This is a genomic window from Pandoraea bronchicola (assembly GCF_902459805.1).
Taxonomy (GTDB): Bacteria; Pseudomonadota; Gammaproteobacteria; order Burkholderiales; family Burkholderiaceae; genus Pandoraea; species Pandoraea bronchicola.
The window spans coordinates 51,797-64,773 of sequence record NZ_CABPST010000013.1 but is presented as its reverse complement, the minus strand read 5'-3'; the positions used below and the strand labels follow the sequence as shown (position 1 = coordinate 64,773).

Below are 12,977 nucleotides of genomic sequence, written 5' to 3'. Positions count from 1 at the left end.
TTGAATTCGGTGGTTAGACTTGGCGAATTTGGCGCGCCCGGTTGCCGCGGGTAGTCTGCGGCGACCGGGTGCGAGCGCTCATCAGAAGCTGCGTGCGCCGTTGATGTCGTAGTTCAGGTTCTTCTGGAACGGCAAGCCCTTGTTGATGTACTGGTCGACCCACATATCCACTTCGGCAATCGACGACTTCGGCACGAATATGGTGTCGTTGGATTGCAGAACGATGTCCTGTGCCGGGTCGCCCTGCTGCGTGAGCGCCTTGACGTCGACCGTACGCAGCATCGGACGACCATCCGGGCTGCGACGAATCAGCACGATCTCGCCGGTGCGTGCCGTATCGAGCAGGCCTTGTGCGGTGATGACGGCTTGCATCACGCTCATGCCGGGCGTGAGTGCGAGTTCGCCGGGCTTGCCCACCTCACCGCCCACGAAGATGTGCGCGGCGGTCTGGGTGACCGCGACGATCGCGTGCGCGTTGGCGGTCATGCCGTTGGCCGCAAGCGCGCGATTCACGGTTTCGCCGAACTGCGCGAGGGTCTGGCCGGCGGCCGGCAGATTACCGGCGAACGGCATGGCGATCGTGCCATCCGGGGCAACGCGGCCCTTGTAGTTGAGTTCGACGTTGAATGGCAAAACGACCGAAATATCGTCGCCCGCCAACAGACGATACGGGCTCGGCGCGGCGTCGACCCAGGTCGCGAAGCGATCGGCTTGCTGGTATTTCGTGTCAACCCATGTGTGAGTGCAAGCCGTCAGCATCATCAGCACCAATACACAGGTCGGGCGGAGAATATTCATTGGACAGATGGCTAGAAGCCGAGGAGTTTCACGGTTTGGACCGTACTCTAGAGCAGTTCGGCCGTCTCGCCAAGCACCATAAATCAGCGTCGGATTTATAGGACAATATTGGCTTTTGGGGGACTTTTCGGGGACATTTTTCCGTAAGATATGCGCCTTGAAGCCATTCACTGTGGCCGGGCAACCTTTCCGCTTCTTGCATCCCTATGGCAATTACGACTAGAACAAGGCCTGACCGGCGCGCCGCGGTCGTCGACGTGACGATTCGAGATTATCTCAACACATTCTTCTATTACCGCAAGATTGCGACAGCGGTATTTCTCGCCATCGTTGCCATCGGCATTCTTGCCGCCCTGTTTGTGCCCATTCCGTACAAGGCACAGGCCACGCTGCTAGTCCTGAACGCAGGGTATTACGACCAGACCAACAACCCGAATCCCGGCGTATCGATGCAGCCGCCGCCCGGCCAGTTGAACGGCGTCGAAGCGCAGATTCTGTCGAGCCCGGAACTGCACCGGGAAGTGATTCTGTCGAAGCTGGGTCCGGGGGCGACCGAGAGCGACATCAATCGCGAATTGCAGAACTTCGAGCGCCGCCTGCATATCGAGCAGAACGACCTCGCCAACACCATCACGCTGACTTACTCGGATACCGATCCGAAAGTGGCCGCCCAGGCGTTGGCACGCCTGCTCGACAAGTACTTCCGCCAGCGCGCATCGATCTTCACCTCGGGCCGGGTCAATCTGCTGGTCAGCCAGCGCGACGACGTGGGCAAGCAGCTCGACAAGGCCGACGCCGACTTGCTCGCGTTCCAGAAAAAGCATGGCATCGTCAAGATCGACGACCAGACGTCGCGCGCCGTGCAGCTCGAAGCCGAACTCGTGCAGCGCAAGCTGGAAACCGACGCCAAGCTGGCGCAGGACCGCAGCGAACTGAAGTCGTTGCAGACGTCGACCAAGGACGTGCGCTCGACCATTCCTATTTATGCGGATGACTCCGAATCCAGCCGCGCGATCAACGGCATGCAGGTCACGCTCATGGAGCTGGAGACCAAGCGTGCCGACTTCGCTTCGCGCTACCTGCCCACGTCGCCGTTCGTGCAGCAGCTCGACAAGCAGATCGCCGACATGCGCGCCAACATCGCGAACCAGAAGCAGCAGATGATGACGGCGACGCGCATGGGCCACAACAATTATTACGACGTGGTGCAGGAACGTCTGGCCGTGCTGGGCGCAAGCATTTCGGGCGGCCTCGCGCAGCAAGCCGCACTTGACGAGCAAATCAAGCAAACGCGATCCAAGTTGCAGGGGATGAGCGATGTTTCGAGCCAGTTGAGTCAGTTGCAGGCGCGCCGTGACATTCTTGCCGATAGCTTCAAGGATCGTTCGCGCCAGGTCGAACTCGCGCGTGTGCAGCAAGGTCAGGTGAGCCAGATCAATGGCACCAACGTGCGCGTGATTCAAGCGCCGTTCCCGCCGTCGCAGCGCAGCGTATCGGCCAGCCTGCTGATCGCCGCATCGATCGTCGCCGGCCTGCTGATTTCTGCGCTGACGGTGCTGATTCTGGCGAGTATGCGCGAGACTTTCCTGAGCCCCGAACAAGTGGAGCGCGCACTGCTGCTGCCGGTGGTCAACGCACCGGTGCTGCTTAGCGGTGACAGGCGCACGGGTACGGGCGGGAGTGCGGTTGCAGCGGGCTCGACAGAGGCTGTCGCCGCCGGGAGTGCCGCCAGCACCGAACCCGCTTTCGCACGGCCCGCCCATCTGGCGTACGGCCGCATGATTGCGGCGATCAACAGCAGCACCGACGCGCACGCCAAGGTCGTCATGGCGCTCTCGACCGGCAAGAACGATGGCCTGCTGTCCGTCATTCAGGGCCTGACCACCGAACTCGAACATCGCACGTCCAAGCCGATCCTGATCCTCGACATCGCCTCGACACCGGATTCGCCGATATACGGCAAGCCCAATGCGCAGGGTCTGCTGGCCTGGCCATCGAACGGAGGCAGCGGCACGGTCAGCGCCGACGCCGTCGTGCCGGCCGATTCGCCGGTCATCGAAGATCTGAAGATCACGCGCGTGGACGGCCACAACATCGTCGTGGCGCAACCGCTCAGCGGGGCGATCCCGTCGTCGTGGCAGCAGGTCGCCCGGTTGTTCGACGCGCTGCGCGAGTCGCATGACTACATCGTCGTCCATGCGCCGCCGTCGAGCCAGTCCTTCACCGGCATCGAGAACGCCTCGCTCGCCGACGCCACGGTGCTCGTGGTGCGCGCCGAAGCGACGCGCAAACCGGTCATCGCGGAACTGAAGGCCCAGGTCGAAGACGCCGGCGGGCGATTGATCGGCGTGGCGCTCACGCATCGCCGCGGGTATATCCCCAGCGTCATCTACCGTTTCTTCTAGCCGCCGGCCTCAGACCAACATGCAACAAATCAGTGCGATCCTGCCGATCAAGACCCGGGGACGACATTACGCCGACAACATCGGCCGTTGCGACATCCTGTTCTCATCGCTGCGCCACTTCACGACGCCGGATCTGTTCCATCGTTTCGTGATCATCGTGCCGCACGACGAAGTCGACGAGGTCAGGGGCTATGCCAAGGCCTGGTCGGACTTCCCCATCGAGGTCATCGACGAATCGCTGTACATGGGGGCGTTTGCCGAGTTCTCGCAGCGCCACCAGATCCGCAACTGGCATCGTCAGCAGATCATCAAGATCAACGCACCGGAGTGGATCGAGACCGAGTATTTCCTGATCTTCGATCCGGACTGCTTCGCCACGCACACCTTCGACTTCAATTCGCTGATCGTCGACGGCCGTGCGGTGACGCACCTCAAGGCGCGCAGTGTCGAGCCGTACTACTGGGAAGCGTCGGCCAAGCTGCTCGACGTCGAGCCGCATCTGGAGCGCGAGGGTGTCTGGTGGACACCAGCGACGCTGTCGCGCTCGCTCTGCCTGTCGTTGCAGCAACGGCTCGAAGCGGTGAACGGCACCGACTGGAAGCGTGTGCTGCTCGCCAACTACGCCATCGACTGGACGGAATACACGCTGTACTGGCTCAATGCCGAGTACGCGGGACTGCTCGACCGGTATCACACGCAGGCGGTGCCGCCGCAGCGCACATTGCATGCCAGCGAGAGCGTGTGGTTCGCCGACAAGATGCAGGAATGGGACGCCGCGCACTATTTCGCGCCCGAGAGCGACGGCATGTTCGCAGTTGTTCAGAGCAACACGAAAATTCCGCTCGATCAGGTGGTGGCCAAGCTGTCACCCTATTTCCCCATCACGATTCAACCCTACGACCGGCATGTCGACCCGTTGCTCAAGGGCAAAGAGATATACTCTGCCGCCATACGCAAGGGGCTCAAAATGCTGCGAAAACTTCGCGGAGAGAAAGGAATCAAGGGATAAGACCGATGAGCAGTACCCAAGACCGGTTGGTCGGCATCGAGATCCTGCGGTTCTTCAGCGCATTCGCCGTTCTCATCTGGCATTACCAGCACTTCTTCTTTGATCCGGCGACGGCGTCGATCGACGTCGTACGCAGCGGCCAGCCGCTCTACGCCGTGCTGCATCCGTTCTACGATTACGGATGGCTCGGCGTGAACGTTTTCTGGACGATCTCCGGCTTCATCTTCTTCAATCGCTATCTGGCGAAGATCGCCGCACGGCGGGTGTCCGGCGGACTGTTCTTCCTGAACCGTTTCTCGCGGCTGTATCCGCTGCACATCGTCACGCTTGTCGCGGTGGCTGCGCTTCAGGCGTACTACGTTCGCGAGAATCACGCGTTCTTCGTGTATCCGTACAACACGCCGTATGACTTCTTCGTCAATGTGATTTTCGCGTCCGGGTGGCTCACGCCGCACACCGACTCGTTCAACGGGCCGGTCTGGAGCGTGTCGACGGAGATCGTCATCTATCTCGTGTTCTTCCTGCTCGCGCGGTTTCTCCGCATCGGGCTGGTATGGACGCTGGTGCTCATGGGCGCATCGGCTGCTGCGGGCGGGCTGTTGATCCACCACCAGATCAAGGGCAGCGAATCGAACATCGTCTTCTGCGCCTTTTACTTCTTCATGGGCGGCGCCGTGCATCTGGTGTATGAGCGGCTGCGGCGCGTCATTGAGTCGCGGCGGCTTGCAACGGTGCTGCTGTGCTGCGCTGCTTATCTCGGTCTGATCGGCTTTTGCGCGGCATTCGGTGGCACGAAGTATCTGGCGGCCACCGTCATTGCGCCGGTCTCGATCGTTCTGCTGCAAGTCATCGAGCCGTGGATTCCCGCACCACTGGCCGGGCCGATTGCCAACCTCGGCAACACGACATACTCGAGCTATCTCATCCACTTCCCGTTACAGTTAGCGGCCGTGATCGTGCTGTCACTGTTCGGCATCGGCAGCGCAACGCTTGCCGTGAGCCCGTGGTTCCTCGCGGCGTATCTCGTTGTGGTTTTCGCGCTGGCGCGTCTGGTCTACCGGGCGCTGGAAGCCCCTGCACAGGCGGTCATTCGACGGCGTCTGGCGTGGCTTGGCGGGCGCCCCCCGGTCAACACCACTCGCTGAGCACGGCGGCACGGGGCCATGGGAAAATGACGCCGGCCGGGCCACATGCCCCGTCCGGGGGACGGACCGGGGACGTGCGGCAGGCACCATAACGACGCAGCAGGACTGCGCCGTTCAATGATGATGGTGATGCGACCACAGCGGGTCCATCGAGTCGACGAACGACGCCACCGCCTCCTTGTCGCCCGTGGCGTGACGCATCAACTGACCGCACTTGCACCATCCCTGATAAGGGATGATATGCGAGCAGGCCGACGTCTTCTGCAAATACAGCGTGACGGGTTTGGCACACTTGGTGCACTTGAACTTGAGAGTGAGGGCAGGTTTGCTCATGATGAATCCACAACACGGCGCACGGCCTGAAGCCATGCACAAAGACGTCATTGTACCGGCAGCGGCTCTCGCTTCGCCGATGCGCCGCCGTCTGCTGCAAGCCGCCGCACTGGCCGCCTGCCTGCCACTGACTGCCTGTACGACGCCGCCAGCAATCGGTGGCAGTTTCGTGCAGCTCTGGCGCAGTCATCTGGAATGGACACCAAAACAGTGGCGTGAACGCCTCACCGCCACTCATGCCCTGGGTTGCAAGGAAATTTTCGTGCAATGGGTCGGGATCGACGGGGAACCCGACAACACCTGGATGGCCTCCGACGCGCTAATCCGCACGCTCCTCGACGAGAGCGCTGCCCTCAAGATGGGCGTCCATCTGGGCGTGCCGTACGACGAACGTTGGTGGACGGCCGTCGATGCCGCACAGGCAAGCACGCTCGACGCCTATCTGCAACGCACCGGCAAACGCGCCACGGCCTACATGCAGAACACGGCTTGGACAAAACATCCGGCATTTCGGGGGTGGTATCTGCCCTACGAGCTGGAGCAATATCACTGGGCCACGCCCCTCCGGATCGACAAGCTCTCGGCGTGGCTCGGCCCGCTGGCAGACGTCGCCATCGCCACGAGCGGGCAAGCGCCGACCATTTCGACCTATTTCAGCAAACTTCCGACGCTCGGCACACTCACCGACCTGTGGAGCACGCTGCTCGATCGTGTTCAACTCCATCCGATGATTCAGGATGGCGTCGGCGTGGCGGGCATGTCGAACTACACAGCGCTCACCCCACTGTTTTCGATGCTCAAATCGCGAGGGGAAGGCTTCGATATCATCCTCGAGCTGTTCGAAGAGCTGCCGTCGGAGAAGAACGACGGCACCGAATTCAACGCGATAGTGGCCGACTTCGACCGCGTGAAGCGTCAATGGGAAATGGCCAGACAGTTCGGCGCGACCCGTCTGGTCGCATTTGCCATCGATCCGTGGGTGCTCGACGACACGCCCGGCTCGAAAGCGCTGCTGCGCGACTGGAAGGCTGCGCTGTCTTAGTATCGGCGTGCGCAACGGCGCGAGGCCGTCGCGACACTTATCGCTGATACGTGTCGGTTGCGCTCAACTGTCCGCGCAGCACCGGCGCAGCCGCCGTGCCGATCAGGAACAGACTGTAGTGATCGCCCGGCTCCAGCCCGGGCAGCGCCAGCGACTTCGACGTTACCGCGCCGCATCCCGATACCAATGTGGCCTTGACCGGATTGATGGCTCGCGCCACCGAAGCGCCCCGCCCCACGTTATCGAACAGTGCGGGCCCCGACGGGCTCACGCTCAGTTGCGCCCCCTCGCACTTCTCGCTCAGGTTGTAAAAGCGCAGCTCCGCTTTCAGACCGTCCTGCGTACCCGCGGCATCGGCCAATGTGGTGAGCACCACTTTGCCGCCTTCCCGATGTGCGATCACCGTGTTGAACGTATCAGGCGCCACCTGAAGCGTGCCTGCCGGCTTGCCGTCGATGACGACCCGGAACGCTTCATTTCCTTTGACGATGGCATACGTACTGGCGACTTTCTCACCGGCCAGCGTCTGCGTCGGGCCATTGGCCACCTGCGTGCGCATGGCCGCGGTTCCCGGATTGACGACACGCACGAATGACGAACCGGCAGGCGGGCGAGCGGCATAAAGCCGGGAGAAGATTCCTTCAGCGGCGGCCAGACCGGCTCCTGCGACGCTCAACGTCAATGCGAGCGTCAGATTACGCAACGTCTTCATGCTTACGACTCCGTTTTTGCTGAATGACTCGGGCGCGTGCGCGCTTCGAGGTACATCCGTTCCAGTTGCTTGCGATCGGCCTTGTCGCTGCTCGTTGTCGGGAATCTGTGACACACGACCAGCTCCGACGGGATCATGTAAGGCGGCAGACGGTGAGCAAGCAACGATTTCCAGTCGGCCAACGCTTCCGGTACGTCATGCAGACCTGCGGGCCCGCTCGTTTCCGGCTCGACGAATCCGATCATGCGCACGATCGCGCCATCCGGACGCCGCAATGCCACGGCAGCGCCCGCCCGAATCCCCGGCAGCGTCGCCAGCGAGGCATCGATTTCCGCCAGCTCGATACGGTAGCCGTGCATCTTGATCTGATCGTCGCGACGGCCGCGGAAGGTGACGAGTCCCTGCGCGTCGATCTCGCCGAGATCGCCGCTTCGGTAAGCGCGCTTGCCGTTGTGCAGGAAGAGACGTGTCTCGTTCAGATCGGGACGATTCAGATAGCCGCGCATGACATGGTCGCCCGCCATGCAGATCTCGCCATCGTCGATGAACACTTCGGCATAAGGCTTGGCGCGGCCGATGGGAAAAGGCAGGGGGGCTGCCGCGCGCAATGCCGGGTCGATCTCGACCCACGTGGTCGAGCAAGTGGCTTCCGTCGGGCCATACGAATTCACGATGCGCACGTCCGGGAAGCGTTGCCAAAGCGCTTCGGCAACGGCTGGCGTCAACGATTCCGCCCCGAAGACGAACATGCGCAAGTCCGGCAGATGTGCGTGATCGAAATCGGCATTGAGCAACTGTTGCCGCACGAACGACGGCGTCGATGCCCAAACGTTGACGCGGGTATTCGCGAGATAACCGGCAAACGCCTGGCGATCGGCAATCACTTCGCGCGGGCACAGCACGCAGCAGCCGCCCGTGGCCAGCGCACCCACCCAGTTGAACAACGAAAAGTCGAAGCTGAACAGCATCTGGTCCATGAAAGCCGGCGCCGGCCCGGGCTTCACGTCGTCGCGAATCCAGCCCGCGAACAGCGCCACGCTGTCCCGGCCAATCTGCACGCCTTTGGGGTCGCCGGTACTGCCCGAGGTGAACATGATGTACGCAAGCCCGCGCTCCGTCAGCGCGGCAGCGTCGTGCCCGGTCGGCACGAATACATTGGCCTGGGCATCGAAGCGCAGCCCCGCTTGCACCAGCTCTCCAATGCGGGCAATGCGCTGCGCGGGATTGATCACGTCCACCGGCACGAACGGCACACCTAGGCGCAGACAGCCAAGCATCGCCACCAGAAACCCCGACTCCTTGTGGCCTGAAATGACGAGTGGCACGTCGGGCAATGCTCCGGCCAGCGTGGCATCAGCCATCCACTGTTCCGTAGCGGCGCGCAGTGCCGCCCATGTGAGGGTGCCCTGAGCGTCGACGACCGCTGGCGCCTCAGGCGCCTGTGCAAGGTCTGCAAACGCCAGCCGTTCGAAATCGAAGTGCATGGTTGAATCTCTCCGGCAAATCGCCCCTGAACTCAGGCGCCCTTCTGTTCGGCAATAAACGCGGCCAGCGTGTGTACCGATTGCAGATACACGTCGATCTCCGATGGCGGAACCTTGACGCCGAACTCGCGCTCGACGGCAAGCACCACGTCGACCGCCGACAGCGAGTCGACCAGCCCGGAATCGATGAGCAGCGTGTCCGGTTCGACCTGCGTAAGCACAATGTTGCCAATGATCTCGGCGACTTTGCCTTCAATCTGATTGATGTTCATGAAACGACTCCCGCGATCAATTCGCAATCAAAACTGGAAATAGAGGAAACGCGTTTCCTTGTGAAGATTCACGAGGCACAGAAACAACAGCACGAGCGTGATCGACAGCCATGCCGGGTTCGGTTGCCACCGCATGAAGCGACGCGCCGCTTCCTGCACCTTGAAGAGCGCCGGTGAATAACGGCCGAGAATCTGATGAGCATTCGGTGTAAACCAGACGATGCCAAGCAGCACAACGACATAGGCCAGTTGCAGATGATGTCCGACCAGCAAACGCCAGCCATCGCCAAGACTCGCGCCGTCGAGATAGCTCAGCGACGGCCACGCCTCAACGCCTCGCAAGCCGATCATTCCTCCGAGCAGCGACAGCGCGTCGTGTACACCATTGGCGCGGAAGAATGCCTGCGCGACAAGCACGGCCACGAAGGTGATCGCCACCGACGCAATATGCGCAGGCCAGTTGATCTTGCGCGACGCCGGCTTTCGGCCGATGACGAAAATGCGCCAGCCGTGATTGATCGAGAGATAGGCCGCGTGCAGCAGGCCGAAGACCAGAAACTGGAAACCCGCACCGTGCCACACCCCGGCCAGCCCCATCGTGAACACCGTGGGCGCGACGATTGTACTCAGAAAGCCTGATGGCGTGCGTGCGCCCTCCGAGCCGACCGGCAACCCGCGATTGCTTCGGCGCCGTGAGATCGCCATCGCTACCGGGTAGAACAGATAAGACGTCAGATAGCGCGTAAGCGTGATGTGCCAACGCGCCCAGAAATCGATGACGCTCGTGGCCTTGTACGGCGAATTGAAGTTCAGCGGGAAACGAATCCCGAACATCTTTGCCAGCCCCAGCGCCATATCCGAATAGCCGGAGAAGTCGAAGTACACCTGCAACGCGTAGCACAGGCTCGTGCCCCACGCCGCCCAGAACTGCAAATCCCCCGGCGAGGCGAAACCAGCATCGGCGTAGGGAGCAATCGCGTCGGCCAGCAGGACTTTCTTGGCCAGACCGATGACGAAAAGAATGCCGCCAATCGACAGGTTCTCTGCCTTGAACCGGTAATTCTCCCGCTGCGCGAACTGCGGCATCATTTCCTTGTGATGCAGGATCGGGCCGGCGATCAAGTGCGGGAAGAACGTGACGAACAACACGTAGCTGAGCAAGCTACGTTCCTTGACCAGCCCCGCACGACAGTCGAGCAGATAGCCGATTTGGGTGAACGTGAAGAACGAGATGCCGAGCGGCAGTATCAGCGTATCGACCGATGAATGCGTCAGACCGAGGTCATGCAGAAATCCGAAAAGTGCGGCGAAATACTTATAGTGAAACAGAACCGCCAGATCAATGCCCACGCCCAGAGCGACGATGGCGTTCTGCACACGCGCACGCCCCGCATTTCGCAACACGCCCTGGCTGATCGCATAGTTGAACGCGATCGACGTAGCGAGCAGCACCACGAACTGCGGGTTCCACCAGCCATAGAACACGAACGACGTCAGGCACAGCCAGAACGCCGCGAGACGCAAATTGATTGCCCCGCTGATGTAATGCCCGGCCAGCGCCACTGGCAGGAACAGCAACAGGAATAGGTAAGAGTTGAACAGCATCGGATATCGCGTATCGGGTCGTTGGGCGTTAGGGCGTTAGGGCGTTAGGGCGTTAGGCGGGTCAGTGCGGACTTCTCGTCGTCGCTGAGCGGCAGCGACAGCGCGTTCTCCGAGAACTCCCAGATCACCAGCTTCAGACTCGTGGGCCACTGCGTGCGCTGTTTGAGAGCCACCGTCAGCGCACCGGCAAAATCCCCGCCGTCCATACTCAGGTTCCACACCTCGCGCCCCAGGTCGACACCGAGCCATTCGGCAAAATTGCTGCGGCGTCCGTGTGAGCTACCGGCGAGCATGACCTCGACGGGCGGTGTATCGTCGAGCAATCCGCCTGCGCGAATAGGCGCAATGTGCTGTGCTGAAGCCAGATCAGGACGCGGCCGCCACGCGCCGTGTGCATGCTCCAGCCCGGACAGCGCGAGCAAATCGCCCACGCGCGGCTGAGCCGGTGCGGGCGCGCCGATATCGAACGCCTGTGTGCCCTTGCCCGGCAACAGCGTAAGACCAGCCGTCGCTACCTTGGCAGCGGCCGCTCTCGCGCCGTCGGCATTCATATGGACATCGGTGCGGAAGAACATCGGCTGGTCTGTACCGGCAAGCGTCGGGCGCAGATCGACGAACGGCACCCCTTCGCGCTGCAGCGTCGATTTCACGATATCCAGACGCGCGAGCATCGCCTGCGATACCTGCCGTCCACACAGATGCGCCGATTCGATACGTGCCTTGTCGGGCACGGCCACCACCAACACGTTGACCCCTTGTGCGCGCACCTGCGACAGCCAGTAATTCATGAGACGCAAGCGGTCCTCGAATACGACGTCGCCCGTGCCGGGCTTTGGCCGCATGCCGTCGCGATAGAACATCCACTGCGGACATCCCATGGCGACCTGCTCGCCAACGTCACCCAGCACGCGATAGCGAACGGCCGCGTTCCACGTCTCGACGGTCTCTTGCTCGGGAAGCCGTAGCGATTTGTTCAGCGCGGCGCCTGCCGTGCCGTTGAGCCACGCGCCCAGATTGACCTGGTCGCGCTCGAGCCGCGCGTGAACGAGTGTCCACACGCCCCAGACGAGGCCGGCGGCAAGCAGCGCCGCCATGACGAACGCCGTCAGTCGATGCGACGGCGCTTTGGGGGAATCAATTTCCGGCACGTGCTCAGTTTCCTAGTGCAGCCTTCAGACGCTTGCGCCATGTGTCGGGCGTCATGATCGAGGCGTTGTCCCACAAACCGGAGGCGTCCGGACCTTGCGAATAAGCTGGTTCGAAAATCTGCCAGACCAGCACTTGCGGCTTCGTCTGCTTGAACGCAGGCGACTCCAGGTATTCAAGCAGCATCACCCATTGCCCCACATTTCCCGGTTTCCAGTTGACCGAGACCGGACGGTCAAGAATGTTCGACAGCTTCTGCGGGAAGCCGAAGTACGGCTGCACCATGCTGTGTCCCGTGACATGCACCGGGGCAGGGGCATCGTCGAGCAGACTTTGCCCTTCGGACGGACGGCGCACCGTAAACACCTCGCGGCCGATCTTCTTGCGCTCGTCGGTCGTCATGAAGAGCTCGGCCAGATCGCCGTAACGTCGGTCGTTGACCATGCCACCCAGCGGCAGACCGGTGCCAGGCTGTCCCGACAGATTCGGCACGTCCTTGCGGATCATGTCGGCCGTCGCCTGCGCGGTGGCATCTGCGGCGACTTGCGTCCAGTGCTGGTCGGTCCGGTAGTAAACGTCCTGGCCGCCGTCCTTGATGCCGCGCAGAATGGTCTCATCGTCGAACGTGTTGATGCCGGCCGCTTGCAACTTGCCCAGAATAGTCTTGTAGCGCGCCTTGACCTCGGGACTCATGACCTTGCCGTCGGGCAGCTTGTCCTGGTAGAACAGCGACTTGTCCGGCAGCAGCAGCACTTCGAGTTTGATGTTGTGTGCGGCGAGCGCGTCGCGCGCTTCGCGCACGAGTTCCGTATTCGCATCGATGCCTCGGGTGTCCACCTGCGTGAGACTGCCCCAGCCCGGGAACAACCAATTGTCTTTGCCGCGAATAATGAGCGTCGAAGCGTCTTGCGCCAGCGCGGCTCCGAAGGCCAGCGTCATCGCGCAAGCCGTCAGACAGCGAAGCATGCCTGCGCCCATGCGTCGCGGCACGCGGGATTCGGAAGCATTGGGGGTCATGCGGCAACT

Annotated in this window: 12 protein-coding genes; 4 read left to right on the top strand and 8 right to left on the bottom strand. The window is 61.9% G+C overall.

Translation table 11 applies throughout. The annotated features are described in order from the left end of the window. Positions 1–81: 81 nt before the first annotated feature. Positions 82–798 (bottom strand): polysaccharide biosynthesis/export family protein, encoded by a 717-nt coding sequence (locus PBR20603_RS20125; RefSeq protein ID WP_150561227.1) that lies wholly within the window; start codon positions 796–798, stop codon positions 82–84. A gap of 257 nt (positions 799–1,055) precedes the next feature. Here PBR20603_RS20125 and PBR20603_RS20120 point away from each other — a divergent pair, with 257 nt between their 5' ends. The 3 genes from PBR20603_RS20120 to PBR20603_RS20110 are packed head-to-tail and all read left to right on the top strand — an operon-like array spanning position 1,056 to position 5,357. Continuing rightward, the gene (locus PBR20603_RS20120; RefSeq protein WP_174977996.1) at positions 1,056–3,203 is read left to right on the top strand and encodes a GumC family protein; all 2,148 of its coding nucleotides are present in this window, start codon (positions 1,056–1,058) and stop codon (positions 3,201–3,203) included. Between the two features lie 19 nt (positions 3,204–3,222). Continuing rightward, complete coding sequence (locus tag PBR20603_RS20115; RefSeq protein WP_150561225.1) at positions 3,223–4,212, top strand: DUF6492 family protein; 990 nt, start codon at positions 3,223–3,225, stop codon at positions 4,210–4,212. 5 nt (positions 4,213–4,217) lie between these two features. Further along, the gene (locus PBR20603_RS20110) at positions 4,218–5,357 is read left to right on the top strand and encodes an acyltransferase family protein (protein WP_150561224.1); all 1,140 of its coding nucleotides are present in this window, start codon (positions 4,218–4,220) and stop codon (positions 5,355–5,357) included. 114 nt (positions 5,358–5,471) lie between these two features. Here PBR20603_RS20110 and PBR20603_RS20105 read toward each other — a convergent pair whose 3' ends face one another. Then, on the bottom strand, positions 5,472–5,690 hold the full coding sequence (locus PBR20603_RS20105; RefSeq protein ID WP_150561223.1) for a hypothetical protein: 219 nt from the start codon (positions 5,688–5,690) through the stop codon (positions 5,472–5,474). Here PBR20603_RS20105 and PBR20603_RS20100 point away from each other — a divergent pair. Then, positions 5,689–6,732, top strand: coding sequence for a DUF4434 domain-containing protein (locus PBR20603_RS20100; RefSeq protein ID WP_246174869.1), 1,044 nt, complete (start codon positions 5,689–5,691; stop codon positions 6,730–6,732). The genes PBR20603_RS20105 and PBR20603_RS20100 overlap by 2 nt on opposite strands. Before the next feature lie 37 nt (positions 6,733–6,769). Here the strand turns inward: PBR20603_RS20100 and PBR20603_RS20095 are convergent, their stop codons facing one another. From PBR20603_RS20095 to PBR20603_RS20070, 6 genes are read right to left on the bottom strand one after another with little or no spacing between them, the layout of a single operon-like run. Beyond that, complete coding sequence (locus PBR20603_RS20095; protein WP_150561222.1) at positions 6,770–7,444, bottom strand: alginate O-acetyltransferase AlgF; 675 nt, start codon at positions 7,442–7,444, stop codon at positions 6,770–6,772. 2 nt (positions 7,445–7,446) lie between these two features. Further along, a complete protein-coding gene (locus tag PBR20603_RS20090; protein WP_150561221.1) occupies positions 7,447–8,928 on the bottom strand; it encodes an AMP-binding protein in 1,482 nt (493 codons plus the stop codon). Positions 8,929–8,960: 32 nt separating this feature from the next. Next, the gene (locus PBR20603_RS20085; RefSeq protein WP_150561220.1) at positions 8,961–9,200 is read right to left on the bottom strand and encodes an acyl carrier protein; all 240 of its coding nucleotides are present in this window, start codon (positions 9,198–9,200) and stop codon (positions 8,961–8,963) included. A gap of 27 nt (positions 9,201–9,227) precedes the next feature. Continuing rightward, positions 9,228–10,805 (bottom strand): MBOAT family O-acyltransferase, encoded by a 1,578-nt coding sequence (locus PBR20603_RS20080; RefSeq protein WP_150561219.1) that lies wholly within the window; start codon positions 10,803–10,805, stop codon positions 9,228–9,230. Positions 10,806–10,849: 44 nt separating this feature from the next. Next, positions 10,850–11,953, bottom strand: a complete 1,104-nt coding sequence (locus tag PBR20603_RS20075; RefSeq protein ID WP_246174867.1) for an alginate O-acetyltransferase AlgX-related protein — start codon at positions 11,951–11,953, stop codon at positions 10,850–10,852. A gap of 4 nt (positions 11,954–11,957) precedes the next feature. Beyond that, the gene (locus tag PBR20603_RS20070; RefSeq protein ID WP_150561218.1) at positions 11,958–12,968 is read right to left on the bottom strand and encodes an alginate O-acetyltransferase AlgX-related protein; all 1,011 of its coding nucleotides are present in this window, start codon (positions 12,966–12,968) and stop codon (positions 11,958–11,960) included. Between the last annotated feature and the right edge of the window lie 9 nt (positions 12,969–12,977).

Excerpts from the sequence above, each read along its gene's own strand:
- PBR20603_RS20090 (WP_150561221.1), bottom strand. The coding sequence starts at position 8,928 with ATGCACTTCGATTTCGAACGGCTGGCGTTTGCAGACCTTGCACAGGCG.
- PBR20603_RS20110 (WP_150561224.1), top strand. The coding sequence starts at position 4,218 with ATGAGCAGTACCCAAGACCGGTTGGTCGGCATCGAGATCCTGCGGTTC.
- PBR20603_RS20080 (WP_150561219.1), bottom strand. The coding sequence starts at position 10,805 with ATGCTGTTCAACTCTTACCTATTCCTGTTGCTGTTCCTGCCAGTGGCG.
- PBR20603_RS20095 (WP_150561222.1), bottom strand. The coding sequence starts at position 7,444 with ATGAAGACGTTGCGTAATCTGACGCTCGCATTGACGTTGAGCGTCGCA.
- PBR20603_RS20115 (WP_150561225.1), top strand. The coding sequence starts at position 3,223 with ATGCAACAAATCAGTGCGATCCTGCCGATCAAGACCCGGGGACGACAT.
- PBR20603_RS20105 (WP_150561223.1), bottom strand. The coding sequence starts at position 5,690 with ATGAGCAAACCTGCCCTCACTCTCAAGTTCAAGTGCACCAAGTGTGCC.
- PBR20603_RS20125 (WP_150561227.1), bottom strand. The coding sequence starts at position 798 with ATGAATATTCTCCGCCCGACCTGTGTATTGGTGCTGATGATGCTGACG.
- PBR20603_RS20100 (WP_246174869.1), top strand. The coding sequence starts at position 5,689 with ATGATGAATCCACAACACGGCGCACGGCCTGAAGCCATGCACAAAGAC.
- PBR20603_RS20085 (WP_150561220.1), bottom strand. The coding sequence starts at position 9,200 with ATGAACATCAATCAGATTGAAGGCAAAGTCGCCGAGATCATTGGCAAC.
- PBR20603_RS20070 (WP_150561218.1), bottom strand. The coding sequence starts at position 12,968 with ATGACCCCCAATGCTTCCGAATCCCGCGTGCCGCGACGCATGGGCGCA.